This window comes from Variovorax sp. HJSM1_2, assembly GCF_049316285.1.
Lineage (GTDB): Bacteria > Pseudomonadota > Gammaproteobacteria > Burkholderiales > Burkholderiaceae_C > Rhodoferax_B.
The window spans coordinates 20,143-36,149 of sequence record NZ_JBMOXA010000017.1 but is presented as its reverse complement, the minus strand read 5'-3'; the positions used below and the strand labels follow the sequence as shown (position 1 = coordinate 36,149).

The 16,007-nt window shown below is 66.2% G+C and carries 14 protein-coding genes, 1 tRNA gene and 1 riboswitch; of the genes, 13 read left to right on the top strand and 2 right to left on the bottom strand.

What is annotated here, in order from left to right; genetic code table 11:
• Window positions 1–72: 72 nt before the first annotated feature.
• Window positions 73–1,248 (bottom strand): NAD(P)/FAD-dependent oxidoreductase, encoded by a 1,176-nt coding sequence (locus tag ACFQ95_RS17730; protein ID WP_422833072.1) that lies wholly within the window; start codon window positions 1,246–1,248, stop codon window positions 73–75.
• Window positions 1,249–1,392: 144 nt separating this feature from the next.
• Here ACFQ95_RS17730 and ACFQ95_RS17725 point away from each other — a divergent pair.
• From ACFQ95_RS17725 to cobJ, 9 genes are all read left to right on the top strand, one after another.
• Window positions 1,393–1,467, top strand: a tRNA-Arg gene (locus ACFQ95_RS17725).
• Window positions 1,468–1,583: 116 nt separating this feature from the next.
• A riboswitch (cobalamin riboswitch) is annotated at window positions 1,584–1,855 on the top strand.
• A 225-nt stretch (window positions 1,856–2,080) separates the two neighbouring features.
• Window positions 2,081–3,145 (top strand): cobalamin biosynthesis protein CobW, encoded by a 1,065-nt coding sequence (cobW, locus tag ACFQ95_RS17720; protein ID WP_422833070.1) that lies wholly within the window; start codon window positions 2,081–2,083, stop codon window positions 3,143–3,145.
• A gap of 48 nt (window positions 3,146–3,193) precedes the next feature.
• On the top strand, window positions 3,194–7,018 hold the full coding sequence (gene cobN / locus ACFQ95_RS17715; protein ID WP_422833068.1) for a cobaltochelatase subunit CobN: 3,825 nt from the start codon (window positions 3,194–3,196) through the stop codon (window positions 7,016–7,018).
• Between the two features lie 2 nt (window positions 7,019–7,020).
• A complete protein-coding gene (locus ACFQ95_RS17710) occupies window positions 7,021–8,112 on the top strand; it encodes an AAA family ATPase (protein WP_422833066.1) in 1,092 nt (363 codons plus the stop codon).
• Window positions 8,113–8,123: 11 nt separating this feature from the next.
• On the top strand, window positions 8,124–8,792 hold the full coding sequence (locus ACFQ95_RS17705; protein WP_422833065.1) for a vWA domain-containing protein: 669 nt from the start codon (window positions 8,124–8,126) through the stop codon (window positions 8,790–8,792).
• A gap of 7 nt (window positions 8,793–8,799) precedes the next feature.
• Window positions 8,800–9,999, top strand: a complete 1,200-nt coding sequence (gene cobG, locus ACFQ95_RS17700) for a precorrin-3B synthase (RefSeq protein WP_422833064.1) — start codon at window positions 8,800–8,802, stop codon at window positions 9,997–9,999.
• Window positions 9,983–10,615: a precorrin-8X methylmutase gene (locus ACFQ95_RS17695; protein WP_422833063.1), complete on the top strand. Its 633-nt coding sequence runs from the start codon at window positions 9,983–9,985 to the stop codon at window positions 10,613–10,615. The genes cobG and ACFQ95_RS17695 overlap by 17 nt, the downstream gene beginning before the upstream one ends.
• Complete coding sequence (locus ACFQ95_RS17690) at window positions 10,615–11,358, top strand: precorrin-2 C(20)-methyltransferase (protein ID WP_422833061.1); 744 nt, start codon at window positions 10,615–10,617, stop codon at window positions 11,356–11,358. Before ACFQ95_RS17695 ends, ACFQ95_RS17690 begins: the two co-directional genes overlap by 1 nt.
• Window positions 11,355–12,089: a precorrin-3B C(17)-methyltransferase gene (gene cobJ / locus ACFQ95_RS17685; RefSeq protein WP_422833059.1), complete on the top strand. Its 735-nt coding sequence runs from the start codon at window positions 11,355–11,357 to the stop codon at window positions 12,087–12,089. The genes ACFQ95_RS17690 and cobJ overlap by 4 nt, the downstream gene beginning before the upstream one ends.
• Here cobJ and ACFQ95_RS17680 read toward each other — a convergent pair.
• The gene (locus tag ACFQ95_RS17680) at window positions 12,065–12,814 is read right to left on the bottom strand and encodes a cobalt-precorrin-6A reductase (RefSeq protein WP_422833175.1); all 750 of its coding nucleotides are present in this window, start codon (window positions 12,812–12,814) and stop codon (window positions 12,065–12,067) included. The two genes, cobJ and ACFQ95_RS17680, sit on opposite strands and share 25 nt — an antisense overlap.
• On the opposite strand from ACFQ95_RS17680, the gene cbiE reads away from it, so the two are divergent.
• From cbiE to cobF, 4 genes are read left to right on the top strand one after another with little or no spacing between them, the layout of a single operon-like run.
• Window positions 12,813–14,003 carry a precorrin-6y C5,15-methyltransferase (decarboxylating) subunit CbiE gene (gene cbiE, locus ACFQ95_RS17675; RefSeq protein WP_422833057.1) on the top strand — a complete coding sequence of 397 codons (1,191 nt, stop codon included), beginning with the start codon at window positions 12,813–12,815 and terminating at the stop codon, window positions 14,001–14,003. The genes ACFQ95_RS17680 and cbiE overlap by 2 nt on opposite strands.
• Window positions 14,000–14,413: a cobalamin biosynthesis protein gene (locus ACFQ95_RS17670; RefSeq protein ID WP_422833055.1), complete on the top strand. Its 414-nt coding sequence runs from the start codon at window positions 14,000–14,002 to the stop codon at window positions 14,411–14,413. The genes cbiE and ACFQ95_RS17670 overlap by 4 nt, the downstream gene beginning before the upstream one ends.
• The gene (gene cobM / locus ACFQ95_RS17665) at window positions 14,410–15,198 is read left to right on the top strand and encodes a precorrin-4 C(11)-methyltransferase (protein WP_422833053.1); all 789 of its coding nucleotides are present in this window, start codon (window positions 14,410–14,412) and stop codon (window positions 15,196–15,198) included. The genes ACFQ95_RS17670 and cobM overlap by 4 nt, the downstream gene beginning before the upstream one ends.
• Window positions 15,191–15,967: a precorrin-6A synthase (deacetylating) gene (gene cobF / locus ACFQ95_RS17660; RefSeq protein ID WP_422833051.1), complete on the top strand. Its 777-nt coding sequence runs from the start codon at window positions 15,191–15,193 to the stop codon at window positions 15,965–15,967. Before cobM ends, cobF begins: the two co-directional genes overlap by 8 nt.
• The last annotated feature ends 40 nt before the right edge of the window (window positions 15,968–16,007 follow it).

Here is a 16,007-nt window from a genome sequence, read left to right as displayed (position 1 = left end):
GACGCTCGCCCACAGGGCGTCAGCAGCCTTTTTCTTTCAAACCAGCGCCAACGGGGCGCCGGTGAGCCAGCGTTAAGCAATGGTCTTCTGCAGCAGCTTGCGCGTGGTCATCTGGTCTATGGGCGAGTTCAGCGACTCGATCGCACGCAACTCGCCGTTCTCGTAGTGCAGCACCGACAAGCTGCCCGGCTTGGGGCCGGGCTTGAGCGTGCTCTGGTACTCGGGCCGCCACAGGCCGGTGACCTGCAAACGCAAGTCGCCCTGGTCGGACCAGAACCACGGCATAGACGCATACGCCTTGGCCGGCTGGCCACACAGACGCGCGGCCACGGCACGCGCTTGTTCATTCGCGCTTTGCACCGATTCCAGCCGCACGTGCCGGGCCAGCAGCGGGTAGTGAAAGGCCACGCAGTCGCCTATGGCGCTGATGTTGGCATCCGACGACAGCAGCGCTTCATTCACCACCACACCGTTGTTGCAGTCCAGGCCAGCCGCAGCCGCCAACTCGGTGTTCGGCTCGGAGCCAATGCCCACCAGCAAGGCATCGGCCGGCAACACCACACCCGCTACCTGCACACCGGCAATGTGCTCGCCGTTCCACACCAGTTGCTCCACCGTCTGGCCCACACGCACGTCGAGACCGTTGGTTTGGTGGCATTCCAGCAGATGGCTGCTCATCTCGGGCGACAGGGAACGTGTCAGCAAACGTGGCGCGGCTTCGAGCACGGTGAGCTTTTTGCCCAGGCTGTGCAGCGTGGCCGCCAGCTCCAGGCCTATGAAGCCGCCGCCCAACACCACCACGTTCTGCACCGTCGCCAGCTTTTCGCGCAGCGCCAGTGTGTCGTCAAAGGTACGCACCTGGAACACGCCGTCAGCCTTGACCGGCAAGCCCGGCAGACGCCGCGCACGTGCGCCTGTGGCCAGCACCAGGTGGTCGTAGGCCAGGGTTTCGACCGCGCCGCCATGCACGGGCTGCAGATCAACGGTTTTGGCGTCGCGCTGTATCGCCAGCACCCGCGTGGCCAGGCGCAGTTGTATGCCGGCGGTCTCGTAAAAGCCATCCGGGCGCAACACCGGCAACACCGGGGCTTCGTCTTTGATCAGCGCCTTGGACAACGGTGGCCGGTGGTAGGGCACGTGTGCTTCCTCGCTCACCAAGACCACTTCACCCTTGAATTGGCCTTCGGCCAAAGACGCACACAACTGGGCTGCGGCATGCCCGCCGCCCACAATCACCAACCGAGTCATGAGATTCCTTCAAATTCCCCGCAAAAGACCAAGCGACCAAAACCGGGCCGCGTCCCGCAGGGTCGCCAATGATAGTGGCGCGCGCAGGCTGGGGCCTTCCGCAGGCTACAATGCTCGACTGTTCAGCCCCTGTGGCCGAGCCCTCTCGCTGTATTTCAACGGATAGAATTCGGCCCTCCGAAGGCTGAGATCCAGGTTCGATTCCTGGCGGCGGGACCATATTTCAAGGCTGGAAGCTTGCAAAAGCTTCCAGCCTTTTTCATTTGTGGCCCGCCACGGCAACGCCGCCCCCGCCTTCATATAATCCTGCTGCCAAGTCGGCGCGATTTCATCGGCGGCTTGGCACGGTTCACAGGTGCCTCCATGCCGCACGCGGCGGCGAGGTTAAACGGGAAGCAGGTGACCCGCGTCGGCCCAACAGGGTTTAACGACGTGACACTCCTGCGCTGCCCCCGCAACGGTCAGCGGATTTGGGAACCCTTACGCCATGCCTCTCAGGCTGGCAGCCACTGCGCTCACGCGTGGGAAGGCAAGGGTTCTGGTTTGAAAGCAGCATGCATTCAAACGCTCCGCGAGCCCGGATACCGGCCTGGAACTGCCTTCGGACGCTGCGGGATTGCGCGAGCCAGGATGCCCATCAGCCCTTAGCGCTGAACCGGGCGCCCCGACCTCTGCCCCTTCTTCAGCTTCCATTTCAGTCATGCCTGCGGGGACGCGGGCCGTTGAAGGAGCTTTGGAATGTCCAAACACCCCATGTGCGATCTACCCAGGCTAAGCCGCAACGGCCCAGCATTTCATCTGCGCGCGCCCCAAACCTGAAGGACCAAGCACCATGCAAACCACCAAAATCCCCGCCACCATCGTCACTGGCTTTCTGGGCAGCGGCAAAACCACGCTGCTGCGCCACATTCTGCAGAACGCGGGCGGGCTGCGCATCGCCGTCATCGTCAACGAGTTTGGCGAGTTGGGCATAGACGGTGAAATCCTGCGCGGCTGCGGCATTGGCTGCGACGACGAAGGCAACGCCACCGATGGCACGCTGTACGAGCTGGCCAACGGTTGTATGTGCTGCACGGTGCAGGAAGAATTCTTCCCGGTGATGCAAAAACTGGCCGAGATGCGCGACCGCATAGACGCCGTGCTGATCGAAACCTCGGGCCTGGCCTTGCCCAAGCCGCTGGTACAGGCCTTCCAATGGCCAGGCATTGCCAACGTCTTCACCGTGGACTCGGTGGTCACCGTGGTCGATGGCCCCGCCGCCGCCAGCGGCCAGTTTGCCGAGAACCCGGTGGCCGTGGACGCACAGCGCCGCGCCGACCCCAACCTAGACCACGACTCGCCATTACACGAGTTGTTTGAAGACCAGTTGTCGGCCGCCGACCTGGTGGTCCTCAACAAAACCGATCTAATGGATGACGCGGCACGCAACAGCGTGGAAGCACTGATCCGCGGCGAGATTCCGGCCGAGGTGAAGATCGTCAGCGCCACCGAAGGCCGCTTGCCGCTGGCCCTGCTGCTGGGCCAAGGCCGCGCCGCCGAGACCACCATAAACCTGCGCCAAAGCCACCACGACCACGAGGAAGACCACGACCATGACGACTTCGACTCGGTGGTGGTGAAGCTGCCGCAGGTGGACCGCGACCGCCTGCTGGCCCAGCTGGAGCAACTGGTGGCACAGCAAACCATCTACCGCATCAAAGGCTTCGCGGCGATTCCCGGCAAGCCCATGCGCCTGCTGGTGCAAGGCGTGGGCCGCCGCTTCGACCAACATTTCGACCGTCGTTGGAACACCGCTGAAGTGCAACGCACCGAGCTGGTGTTCATTGGTGCCGATCTGGACGAGGCCGCCCTGCGCGCCGCGCTCAACAACGCCGTGATTGAAGGCGCTGCGGCTTAATCCGCAGGCTGAAGTCAACCGCCGTCTACCGCCTCACAAAGCCACCCCATGCACTTGCTCAGCACGCGCCCTGGTGGCTTTGTCGAAGACGACGGTGTGGTCGCGCAACTCGACCAGACGCCGGCCGAAATTGTGGTGCTGAGTTCGGCCGACACCAAGTTGTCGCTGCTGGCCTCGGCGCTGGAAACCGTCACCGCGAACACGTCCGCCTACCCCACGCTGCGCCTGGCCAATCTGGCCTATCTGCGCCAGCCTGCATCACTCGATCTCTACATCGACCAGGTGTTGCGCCACGCCAAAGTGGTGGTGGTCGACCATCTGGGTGGTGACTCGGCCTGGCCTTACGGCATCCAGGAAATCAGCAACCTGGCGCGCCGCCAGGGCCAGCGCCTGGCGATGTTTTCGGGTGACCTGCAAGAAGACGAAACCCTGCTGGCGCACAGCACCCTGCCGCGCGCCGTGTGCCGCCAGCTGTGGCAATACCTGCGCGCCGGCGGCAGCGGCAATGCGCAGCAGTTTCTGCGTGCGCTGGCCTTCCACGGACTGGACCACGGCGCGGCACCACTGCCACCCCGCCTGCTGCCGCCCGTGGCCTTGTATGCGCCGTGGGGCCTGGCCAGCGCGCACGATGTCGCCACCATGGAAGACGTGCGCGCCGGTTGGCTAAAGCATGCGCAAACGGTAGCCATCGTGTTCTACCGCTCACACCTGCAGGCCGGCAACACGGCGGTGTTTGATGCCCTGGCCCAGGCCCTGCGCGCACAGGGACTCAACGCCCTGCCCGTGGCGCTGGATTCATTAAAAGACCCCATGTGCCTGGCCGCTCTGCGTGGCCTGTGCACCGAGCACCAGGTCCAACTGGTGCTGAACACCACCGCGTTTGCGGCGCTGGGTGCGCACGAATCCATCGATGGCCAGGCGCAAGCTGCGCTGGTGGGTGACGCGCCGGTGCTACAGGTCATTGTCAGCGGTGGCAACCGTGAGGACTGGCTGGCCGACAGCCAAGGCCTGCTGCCGCGCGACATCGCCATGCAAATCGTGCTGCCCGAAATGGATGGCCGCATCGTCACCCGCGCCATCAGTTTCAAAGGCCTGGCCTACCGCAGCGAGCTGACACAAACCGACGTGGTGCGTTATCAGCCCGAGCCCGACCGCATAAGCTTCGTCGCCGCGCTGGCGCGCCAGTGGTGCCACCTGCGCAGCTTGCCCGCCAGCACCAAACGTATTGCGCTGGTGCTGGCCAACTACCCCGGCAGCGAGGGCCGTATTGGCAGCGGCGTGGGGCTGGACACCCCGGCCTCGGTGATGGCCATACTGCAGCGCCTGACGGCCCAGGGCTACCACACCGGCAGCGCAGACCAGATGCCGGCCGATGCTGATGCTTTGATGCATGCCCTGCAGCAAGGCGTGGCCAACGACCCGCTGCAATGGCCCGCCCGCCCGGCCTTCCAAAGTTATGCCCTGGGCGACTACGAACAGCGTTTAGCCGCCCTGCCCGAAGGCATGGCGGCCGCCATCACGGCCCGCTGGGGCGCGCCCGCACAAGACCCTATGCTGCGCCAGGGCCGCTTCATGATTGCTGGCCTGCGTTTGGGCCAGGTGTTTGTCGGCATTCAACCCGCGCGCAACCATAGGGTAGACGGCGTGGCCGACTACGCCAGTTACCACGACGCCGAGCAGGTGCCGCCACACCACTACCTGGCGTTCTACTTCTGGCTGCGCGATGTGTTTGCGATAAACGCCGTGGTGCACGTGGGCAAACACGGCAACCTCGAATGGCTGCCCGGCAAAAGCCTGGCGCTGTCGGCCAGTTGCTGGCCGGATGCCGTGCTCGGCCCGCTGCCCAACATCTACCCCTTCATCGTCAACGACCCCGGCGAAGGCGCACAGGCCAAACGCCGCACCCAGGCGGTCATCATCGACCACCTGATGCCACCGCTCACACGCGCCGAAAACCACGGCCCCATGCAAGACCTGGAACGCCTGGTGGACGAGTACTACGACGCCATCCTGGTCGACGGCCGCCGCGCCAAGCTGCTGCGCAGCCAGATTCTCACAACCGTACGCCAGCAACGCCTGGCCGAAGAAATCGACCTGCCGGTGTCAGCGCTGGAAGCCGACGACGACAGCATTCTGGCGCGTGTCGATGCCTACCTGTGCGAGCTGAAGGAAGCGCAGATTCGCGACGGCCTGCACATCTTCGGTTGCTCGCCGCAAGGTGAGCAACGGCGCGACACCCTGGTGGCGCTGGCGCGTTACCCCTCTGGCGACGGCCAAGGCGCCAACACCAGCCTGTTGAGCGCGCTGGCCTCCGATCTGCTGGGGGACACCACATTCAACCCGCTGGACATAACACCCGCCACGCCGTGGACTGGCCCGCGCCCCGCGCTGCTGCAAGCCGTGAGCGACAGCCCCTGGCGCCACCACGGCGATACACGCGAGCGGCTGGAGCTGTTGGCACAGCAGCTTGTAGCAAACGACGCATCTACGTTGGATCTGCCGGCCACCCAGGCCGTGTTAGCCCGTGTACACACCACCCTGGCGCCCGCGCTCGATACCTGCGGCCATGACGAGTTGCAGCATTTGGTGAACGCCCTGGACGGCCGTTTTGTGCCCCCAGGCCCCAGCGGTTCACCGTCGCGCGGGCGGCCCGATGTGCTGCCCACGGGGCGCAATTTCTACACCATAGACACACGCGCCATCCCCACGCCCACGGCCTGGTCGCTGGGCATGAAGTCGGCCGAACGCCTGGTGGAGCGGCATCTGCAAGACCATGGCGACTACCCACAGTCCATAGGCCTGTCGGTCTGGGGCACCTCGACCATGCGCACCGGCGGCGACGACCTGGCGCAAGCCTTTGCGTTGATTGGTGTGCGCCCCAAGTGGGCGGCCGGCAGCCAACGTGTGGTCGACTTTGAAGTGCTGCCCATCGTCGGCATACACCGCCCGCGCATAGACGTGACGCTGCGCATCTCCGGCTTCTTTCGTGATGCCTTTCCCAGCGCCGTGCACATGTTCGATGCCGCCGTGCAAGCCGTGGCCGCGCAAGAAGATGAAGACGCCCACGACAACCCGATTCGCGCACGCATTCTGCGTGAGGCGCAGGCGCTGCAGGCCGCAGGGCTGGACGCCGCGACCGCCCGCACCCAGGCCGGCTGGCGTGTCTTCGGCTCGGCACCCGGTCACTACGGCACTGGCCTGCACGCCTTGTTCCAAAGCGGCCAGTGGCAAGACGATGCCGACCTGAGCAGCGCCTATGTGGGCGCGGGCTCCTATGCCTACGGCAGTGGCAGCGATGGCGTGCCGGCCCAAGGCGCGTTGACCCGCCGCCTGCAAGGGATGGACGCGGTCGCACAAAACCAGGACAGCTGCGAACACGACCTGCTGGACTCCAACGACTACTACCAATTCCAGGGCGGCATGGCCGCCGCCGTGCGCCACCTGAGCGGACGCCAACCGGCGCTGTACCACGGCGATCACGGCAACCCGGCGGCACCGCGCATCCGCACGCTGAAAGAAGAAATTGCACGCGTGGTGCGCAGCCGTGTGGTCAACCCCAAATGGATAGCGGGCGTGAAACGCCACGGCTACAAAGGCGCGTTTGAGATGGCCGACACCGTGGACTACCTGTTTGGCTTTGATGCCACGGCCCGCGTGGTCGGCGACCACCAATACGCCATGGTGGCCGACGCCTATGTGCTGGACGAGCACACCCGCGCCTTTGTGCAACAGCACAACCCACGCGCCTTGCAGGACATGCTGAACCGCCTGCTCGAAGCCATGGCGCGTGGCCTGTGGCAAGAGCCCGGCGACTACCGCTCTCAACTGGAAGACCTGCTGCTAGACCACGAGCAACAACTCGAAGGAACTTAGACATGACAACCACCCCTATCAGCCTGCCGCCGCTGTTCCCGTTCTGCGCCATCGCCGGCCAGCCAGCGTTGAGCCAAGCCCTGCTGCTGGCCGCCGCCGACCCCGCCCTGGGCGGCGTGTTGATCGAAGGCCCGCGCGGCACGGCCAAGTCCACCGCCGCCCGCGCGCTGGCCGAGTTGCTGGGCGATGCGCCCTTCGTCACGCTGCCTCTGAGCGCCAGCCTGGAGCAACTCGCCGGCACGCTGGATCTCGCCGCCGCACTTGGCGGCCATGCGGTGCAGTTTGCGCCCGGCCTGCTGGCGCGCGCACACGGTGGTGTGTTGTATGTCGATGAAGTCAACCTTCTGCAAGACGGCCTGGTCGATACGCTGCTGGATGCGGCTGCCAGCGGCGTCAACGTGGTCGAACGCGACGGCATCTCGCAAGCCCACGCCGCGCGCTTTGTGCTCATAGGCACCATGAATGCGGAGGAAGGTGAGTTGCGCCCGCAGTTGCTCGACCGCTTTGGTCTGTCGGTACGGCTGCACAACCTTAGCGAGCCCGCACAACGCCAGGCCGTGGTGCGCGCACGGCTGAGTTTTGATGCCGACCCGGTGGCGTTTCGCGCACGCTACGCCGCCGCACAAGCCGAGCAACAAGCGCGCTTTAACACGGCCCGTGCACGCCTCAACGATGCACTTGTATTACCGGTGAGTGATGCCATACACACCCTCGTCAGCGACCTGTGTATCGCCGCGCTGGTCGATGGTTTGCGTGCTGACCTGGTGATGCTGCGCGCCGCCCGCGCGCTGGCCGCGCTGGAGGACGCCGAAGCCGTGGCCGCCACCCATGTGCACCGTGTGGCAGAACTGGTGTTGGCGCACCGGCGCCATCCAGAAGCAGCACACAACCCTGCCACACAAAGCCCCAGCAACAACAGCACCAGCAACAGCAACCAGAGTTCGCCCCAAGACCATCGCGCCGAAAAGGGCGCAGATCGCGGAGAAGGCGCATGGGGCGCCATGCCCGCCGAGCCCACCGGCACGGAACGCATCAAACCGCTGCGGCCCCTGTTGTCCACCCTCACCGAGCGGGCCACGGCAAAAAAAGCCTGAGCCCTCCATCGGTGGCAGATGCTGGCAATCGCCAGCGCGATGGAGGGCTCAGCGGTACGCCGTTGCGGCGCACGCTCAAGGCAGCACGTGCCTCGGCGGCGTTGCGCCCAGCCACACCCATCGATTGGCCGCGCAGCTTGTCGGCACGCGGCGCCGCAGCTTTGCGCGCGGAACATCTGCGGCACCACCCCGCCACGCCGGTGAACAGCGAGTTGCATTGCTTTCTGCTCGACTGCTCAGCCTCCATGCGCATCGGCGGCGCACTGGCCCGCGCCAAGGGTTTGCTGTTGGCCATGATGGAAGAAGCCTACCGTGGGCGCCATCACGTGGCCTTGTTGTGTTTTTCGGGCACAGGTGTGCACATGCAACTGGCGCCGCGCCGCGCAGCGCTGTGGAACGACGCCTGGGTCAAGCCCATTGGCGGCGGCGGCGGCACACCTTTGCGCCAGGGCCTTGCCTCTGCAGAACAACTGCTGCGCCGCAGCCGCGCCAGCCGTCGCCTGCTGTGGCTGCTGACCGACGGCCGCTGCCGCGAAGCCCCCGCACGTCCGGCCTCGGCCGATGCGATTGGTGTGATCGACTTTGAAGCCGCCCGCTTGCCACTGGCCCGCGCGGCCCAACTGGCGCAAGCCTGGGGCGCTCACTACCGCCACCACGGCCACCACGCTGAAGGGCATTGAGCCACCGATGAACACCGCCCCCCAAAACCACACCGCCAACACCGCCACGACGCAGCCCCAGGTCTACGGCTGGTGCCCTGGCGCGTTGCGCCCCATGCCTTCGGGTGATGGGCTGGTGGTGCGCATACGGCCACCGGGCGGGCGCTTGACCTCGGCACAAGCCCAAGGCATTGCACAACTCGCCAGCCAATACGCCTGGCCCGTGCTCGACTTGACCAGCCGCGCCAACATCCAGTTGCGCGGCGTGGCCACCGCCGACCACCCGGCGCTGATGCGTGAATTACAGGCCCTGCAACTGGTCGACACCAGCCTGGATGCCGAAGCGCGCCGCAACTTACTCGTCACGCCGTTTTGGCAAGCGGGCGACGGCACGACCGACCTGGCCCAAGCGCTGACGGCGGCCCTGGCATCACCCCATGCCCCCACACTGCCCAGCAAGTTTGGTTTTGCGTTGGACTGTGGCGAAAGCCCGGTGCTGCGCGCGTGTTCGGCCGACATCCGCATCGAGCGCAGCGCCAGCGGCTACCTGGTGTGTGCCGACGGCAGCCCACACGGCGCGCCAGCCACACCCGATGAAGTGCTGCCGTTGGCCCTCGAACTCACGCACTGGTTTGTCGATGCCGGCGGTGTACAAGCGGGGCGTGGCCGCATGGCAGCGCTGCTCACCAACAGCACATTGCCGCCACGCTTCAGCACCGTGCCGCGCCGCAACCTCACACCCACAGCGCCACCCTTGGGCCTGGTGCCACAAGGCTGCGTCGTGGGTTTTGAGTTCGGCCAGTTGCCTGCAGAAACCCTGGCCGCTCTGGGCGCGTTAGGGCCGCTACGCATCACGCCCTGGCGCAGCCTGTTGATTGAAGGTCTGCCACAACTGCCCGCGCTCGATGGCCTGATCACCCAAGACAACGACGCACGCCTGCGCGTGGCCGCCTGCACCGGCGCGCCGGGCTGCAGCCAGGCTGCTGGCGCCACACGCGTGTTCGCACGCGACTGGGCCGCGCTGGTGCCACACGGCCAGGTGCTGCACGTGTCGGGCTGCAGCAAGGGCTGCGCGCACCCCGGCGCCACCCTCACGCTGGTGGCCACGGCCACTGGCTTTAACCTCATTCCCCACGGCACCGCCGCATCTGCGCCCACCTGGCGCGCACTCGATGCTGCGGCGGTGGCCTCTCATCTCCAACACTTGTCGCATGCGCCACGAATATGAAACCGATGGCTCTGCCATCTACCGCCAATCGTTTGCCATCATCCGCGCTGAAGCGGACCTGGCACGTTTTACCCCCGTTGAAGAAGCTGCGGTGGTGCGCATGGTGCACGCCACCGGCATGGTGGGGCTGGAAGCCCATGTGCACTTCAGCCCCGGCATGGCCGAGGCCACGCGCGCCGCGCTCGAAGCCGGTGCGCCCATCCTGTGTGATGTGCGCATGGTGAGCGAAGGCATCACCCGCACACGCCTGCCCGCGCAAAACCAGGTCATCTGCACTTTGCAAAACGAGGCCGTGCCGGCGCTCGCCAAAAGCATGGGCAACACGCGCAGCGCCGCCGCGCTGGAGTTGTGGCGCCCGCATTTGGCAGGTGCCGTGGTGGCGATAGGCAATGCACCCACGGCCCTGTTCCATCTGCTGAACATGCTGCAAGACCCCAACTGCCCACGCCCGGCGGCCATCATCGGCTGCCCGGTCGGTTTTGTGGGTGCGGTGGAATCCAAGGCCGCGCTGTGGGCCGCGCCCCCGGTGCCCGCTATGGTGGTGCAAGGGCGGCTGGGCGGCTCGGCCATCACTGTGGCGGCCATCAACGCGCTGGCCAGCCGGAGGGAGATTTAATGGGCCGCATCCTCTGCGCCGGCCTGGGCCCTGGCGATCCCGACCTGATGAGTGTGCGCGCCGACCGCAGCATCCGCAGCGCACAACACGTGGCCTACTTTCGCAAGATGGGCCGGCCCGGCCAGGCGCGCCGCATCGTTGAGCACATGCTGGCGCCGGGCGTGACCGAATACCCCATGGAGTACCCGGTGACCACCGAGCTGGCCTTCGACAGCCCCGAATACAACCACAGCCTGGCCACGTTCTACGACGAATGGGCCACACGCCTGGCCGACCTGGCGCGCACACAGGACGTGGTGGTGTTATGCGAGGGTGACCCGCTTTTCTACGGCTCGTTCATGCACCTGCACACCCGCCTGCAAGGCCGCGCCACGGTGGAAGTGATTCCCGGCATTCCCGGCATGGTGGGCTGCTGGAACAGCATCCAAACCCCCTTCACCTGGGGCGACGACGTGATGACGGTGCTGATGGGCACGCTGCCCGAAGCCGACCTGGTGCGCCACATGCAAACCGCCGACGCCCTGGTGATCATGAAGACCGGCCGCAATCTGCCCCGTGTGCGCCGCGCCTTGAGCGACACCGGCCGCCTGCAGCAAGCCTGGCTGGTGGAACGCGGCACCATGCCCGGCCAACGTGTCGTGCCGCTGGCCGACGTGGACGGCAGCGACTGCCCCTACTTCGCCATCGTGCTGGTGCATGGGCGCGGCCGCCGCCCCGAAATAACCGCTGAGGTGCCAGCATGAGCGGCTGGCTTTGCATTGCGGGCCTGGGCCCGGGCGACACACAACTCATCACCCCCGAAGTGAGCAGCGCATTGGCCTATGCCACCGACGTGGTGGGCTACATCCCCTACGTGCGCCGCATCGCCCCGCGCGACGGGCTGACACTGCATGCATCGGACAACCGTGTGGAACTCGACCGCGCACGCGCCGCACTCACCATGGCCGCAGCCGGCCGCAAGGTGGTGGTGGTCTCATCCGGCGACCCCGGTGTGTTTGCCATGGCAGCGGCCGTGATGGAAGCGCTAGAAGGTGAGCCGCTATGGCACCCACTCGACATCCGCATCCTGCCCGGCATCACCGCCATGCTGGCGGCGGCAGCCAAGGCCGGTGCGCCGCTGGGCCACGACTTCTGCACCATCAACCTCAGCGACAACCTCAAGCCCGCCAGCCTGATCGAAACGCGGGTGCGCGCGGCCGCCGGGGCCGACTTCGCCATGGCCTTCTACAACCCGCGCTCGGCCAGCCGGCCCGAAACCTTTGGCCGCATCTTGCAGATACTGCGTGAGGTGTGTGGACCCGAGCGCCTGATCATTTTTGCGCGCGCCGTGTCCACGCCAGAGGAACACATACACACCGTGACATTGGCGGAAGCCACGGCCGACATGGCCGACATGCGCACGGTGGTGATTGTGGGCAACTCAGCCACGCGCCGCGTCGGCAGGTTTGTCTACACCCCGAGGTCTGCCCTATGAGCGCCAAGCCAAGCCAAGACTTCGGCCACGCTGCCCACGGTTGCGCGTGCGGGCACAACAGGCCGGTCAATCAAGATCACCGGCAGGCCCAAGGCACGCGCGGCCAGCAGCTTGGCTTCGGCGCCCGCGCCCCCGGCGTTCTTGGCGACGATGTGTGTGATGCCGTGGGTTTGCATCAGGCGGGTGTCGCTCTCGGCGGTGAACGGGCCGCGCGCCCGCAGCACCTCGCCGTGGTCCAGGTGCAACTCGGGCGCGGGGTCGACCAGGCGCAGCAGAAACCAATGCTGCACACACGCCAGAAAGGGCGCTACGTGTTGCCGGCCTATGGCCAGAAACACCCGCGCAGCCTGCGCTGGCAAAGCGGCCACCGCGCCCTCGATATCGGCCACATGGCGCCAATCGTCACCGGCTTGTGCCAGCCACGCGGGACGTTCCAGCGCCAGCAAGGGCACACCCGCCGCGGCACAGGCGGCCACGGCGTTGCGGCTCATTTGTGCGGCGAACGGATGGGTGGCGTCCACCACATGGCTGATGTGTTCTGCGGCCAGCCAAGCCTGCAAGCCCTCGGCCCCGCCAAAGCCGCCCACACGTGTGGGAATGGGCTGGGCCAGCGGTGCCGCCACGCGGCCGGCGTAAGAAAAGATGGCGTCGATGTGTGCATCCGCCAAGGCGCGCGCCAACTGGCTGGCCTCGGTCGTGCCGCCCAACACGAGGACACGCCGTATGTCTGAAGTTTTTGAACCCTGGTTGTCGATTATTGGCATGGGAGAAGATGGTCTGGCCGGCATGTCGGATGGTAGCCGCCTGGCACTGCAGCAAGCCCAGCATGTGTTTGGCGGCCCGCGCCATTTGGCACTGGCGCAAGTGGGCAGCCGTGGCCGGGCCTGGCCGCTGCCGTTTGACGTGGCGCCGGTGCTGGCACTGCGTGGGCAACGTGTGGCGGTGTTGGCTTCGGGTGATCCGTTCTGGTTTGGCGCGGGTGGCAGCCTGTCGGCGCATCTGCCGCCCGAGGAATGGACGGCCTACCCCGCCGCCTCCACTTTTTCACTGGCTGCCGCACGCCTGGGCTGGCGCCTGGAGGCCACACATTGCTTAGGCCTGCACGCCACCGCATTTGCCCACAGCCGCAACGCACTGCACGCCGGCCAGCGCTTGATATGCCTGCTGCGCGATGGTGCGGCGGTGGGCGAATACGCACAGTGGCTGACGGCCCTTGGCTTTGGTAGCAGCCCGCTCTGGGTGCTGGAAGCGCTGGGTGGGCCGAACGAGCGTGTGCGCCACAGCACGGCGCAAGACTTTGCGCTCGCCGATGTAAAAGCCCCCGTGGCGCTGGCCATCGAAGTGACGGGGGCAGCAGGCATCGCACGCAGCCCAGGCCGGCCCGACGCCGACTTTGCGCACGACGGCCAGATCACCAAGGCCCCGGTACGCGCCATCACCCTCGCGGCCTTGGCGCCACGCCCGGGCCAACACCTGTGGGATCTGGGCGCGGGCTCGGGCTCGATCGCGGTGGAGTGGTGCCTGGCCGGCGGCCTGGCCACGGCCGTGGAGCAACACGCGGCACGTGTGCAAAACATCCACACCAATGTGCAAGCTTATGGTTTGGCGCAGGCGCTGACGGTGGTGCACGGTCAAGCCCTGGAAATGCTCGCAGGCCTTGCCCAGCCTCAAGCCATTTTTGTCGGTGGTGGATTTGATGAGACCCTGTTCAACGCGTTGAAGGCCTTGGCGCCGCACGCTTGCCGTTTGGTGGTCAACGCCGTCACGCTGGAAACCGAAGTCTTGCTGCTGCAACTACAGGCGCGCCATGGTGGCGAGCTGCTGCGTATTGAACTGGCCCACTCGGCGCCCTTGGGCCGTATGCGCGGCTGGGTGCCAAGCAGGCCATTGGTGCAGTGGAGCGCGCTGTTATGAACGCAAATCACACATGTATCGCTGGCCTTGGGTTCCGCCGTGCGGCGACCACAGCCTCGTTGCGCGCAGCCTTGCACGCTGCCCTCACCAACGCATCATCCACCTGTCCCAAAACCCCCGCCTTGACGGCACTGGCCACGGCCGAAGACAAGGCCCATGCGCCCGCCTTCACCCAGTTGGCTGCCGAACTGAATCTCCCCATCCTCGCCATTCCCTTGGTATTGCTCGCTTCACAAAACGCCGCACCCAGCGCGGCCGTGCCGGCGCGTTACGGCCAGCGCAGTCTCTCGGAAGCCTCGGCCCTTGCAGGTGCCGGGCCGGGCGCGTGGCTGCTGGCCAGGCGCTGCCAGGCAGCTGACGGCACAGCGACCGCGGCTATTGCGGCTATTGCAGAAAGTAGAAACTCATGACTGTTCACTTCATTGGCGCCGGCCCCGGCGCCCCCGACCTGCTCACCTTGCGCGGCCGTGACCTGATCGCCGCCAGCCCGGTTTGTCTGTACGCCGGCTCGCTGGTACCCGAAGGTGTATTGGCCCACTGCCCGCCGGGCGCCCACAAGGTCAACACGGCAGCACTGTCGCTGGCCCAGATCATGGCCGAGATCACCAGCGCCCATGCCGCCGGGCAGGATGTGGCGCGGCTGCATTCGGGCGACCTGTCGGTGTGGTCGGCCATGGGTGAGCAACTGCGCGCACTGCGCGAATCCGGCATTCCCTACACCGTCACGCCAGGTGTGCCGTCGTTTGCGGCGGCAGCGGCCACGCTGGGCGCCGAGTTGACCTTGCCCGGGCTCACGCAGTCGGTGGTGCTCACCCGCACCTCGGGCCGCGCATCGGCCATGCCCGAATCTGAATCCTTGGCGAACTTTGCCACCACCGGCGCGGTGCTCGCTATCCACCTGTCCATCCATGTGTTGCCGCGTGTGGTGGGCGAACTCACGCCGCACTACGGACCCGACTGCCCCGTGGCCGTGGTGTGGCGCGCCAGTTGGCCAGATGAACGTGTGGTGCGCGGCACGCTGGCAACGATAGAAGCCGCTGTGGGCGACAGCATGGAGCGCACCGCGCTGATCCTGGTCGGCCACACCCTGGGCGCTGAGGACTTCGCCAAGAGCCGCCTCTACGCCGAAGACTACGACCGGCGTTACCGCCCCGTGGGCACAGCGCCGCGCTTTCCCGGCGAGCCTGATGCCTAAAAACACCATGATTGAACTCAGCCTCGTCGGCATAGGCACCGGCAACCCGGATCACATCACGCGCCAAGGTGTGGCGGCACTCAATACCACCGACTTGATTTTGGTGCCGCGCAAAAGTGGCAACAAAGCCGACCTGGCCGAGTTGCGCCACGCCTTGTGCGCGGCCGTGATCACCAACCCCCAGACGCGGGTGGTGGAGTTCAACATGCCCGTGCGGGACCCGGGCGACAGCACAGGCGCCGACTACCACGCGGGTGTGGACCGCTGGCACGACGCCATTGCCACGGTGTGGCTGGGCCACATCGCCCAGCAGCTACCCGATGGTGGGCGCTTGGCCCTGCTGGTGTGGGGCGACCCCTCCCTGTACGACAGCACGCTGCGCATCACCGAGCGCCTGCGCCAGCATCTTTCCATACACGTGACGGTGGTGCCGGGCATCACCGCTTTGCAGGCACTCACTGCCGCCCATGCCATCCCGCTCAACGAGATCAACGCGCCCGTCACCATCACCACCGGACGGCAGCTGCGCACCCAGGGCTGGCCCGCCGGTGTGGACAGCATCGCCGTGATGCTGGATGGGGAATGCAGCTTCAGCCAGATCGCGCCCGAGGGCGTGGACATCTGGTGGGGCGCCTACCTGGGCATGCCCGAGCAACTTTGCATCAGCGGCCCCTTGACCCAGGTCAGCGCCCAGATTCAGCAACAACGCCAAGCCGCTCGCGCGGCCCATGGCTGGATCATGGACACCTACTTGCTGCGGCGCAGCTAACCATCCAAGCAGAAAGGCCTTAGAAAAGCAGACCCACACA

Bases quoted from the DNA above. Each gene is read 5' to 3' on its own strand.
- cobJ (WP_422833059.1), top strand. From the start codon at position 11,355: ATGAGCGGCTGGCTTTGCATTGCGGGCCTGGGCCCGGGCGACACACAA.
- cobN (WP_422833068.1), top strand. From the start codon at position 3,194: ATGCACTTGCTCAGCACGCGCCCTGGTGGCTTTGTCGAAGACGACGGT.
- ACFQ95_RS17690 (WP_422833061.1), top strand. From the start codon at position 10,615: ATGGGCCGCATCCTCTGCGCCGGCCTGGGCCCTGGCGATCCCGACCTG.
- cobF (WP_422833051.1), top strand. From the start codon at position 15,191: ATGCCTAAAAACACCATGATTGAACTCAGCCTCGTCGGCATAGGCACC.
- cobM (WP_422833053.1), top strand. From the start codon at position 14,410: ATGACTGTTCACTTCATTGGCGCCGGCCCCGGCGCCCCCGACCTGCTC.
- ACFQ95_RS17670 (WP_422833055.1), top strand. From the start codon at position 14,000: ATGAACGCAAATCACACATGTATCGCTGGCCTTGGGTTCCGCCGTGCG.
- cobG (WP_422833064.1), top strand. From the start codon at position 8,800: ATGAACACCGCCCCCCAAAACCACACCGCCAACACCGCCACGACGCAG.
- ACFQ95_RS17695 (WP_422833063.1), top strand. From the start codon at position 9,983: ATGCGCCACGAATATGAAACCGATGGCTCTGCCATCTACCGCCAATCG.
- ACFQ95_RS17710 (WP_422833066.1), top strand. From the start codon at position 7,021: ATGACAACCACCCCTATCAGCCTGCCGCCGCTGTTCCCGTTCTGCGCC.
- cbiE (WP_422833057.1), top strand. From the start codon at position 12,813: ATGTCTGAAGTTTTTGAACCCTGGTTGTCGATTATTGGCATGGGAGAA.
- cobW (WP_422833070.1), top strand. From the start codon at position 2,081: ATGCAAACCACCAAAATCCCCGCCACCATCGTCACTGGCTTTCTGGGC.
- ACFQ95_RS17730 (WP_422833072.1), bottom strand. From the start codon at position 1,248: ATGACTCGGTTGGTGATTGTGGGCGGCGGGCATGCCGCAGCCCAGTTG.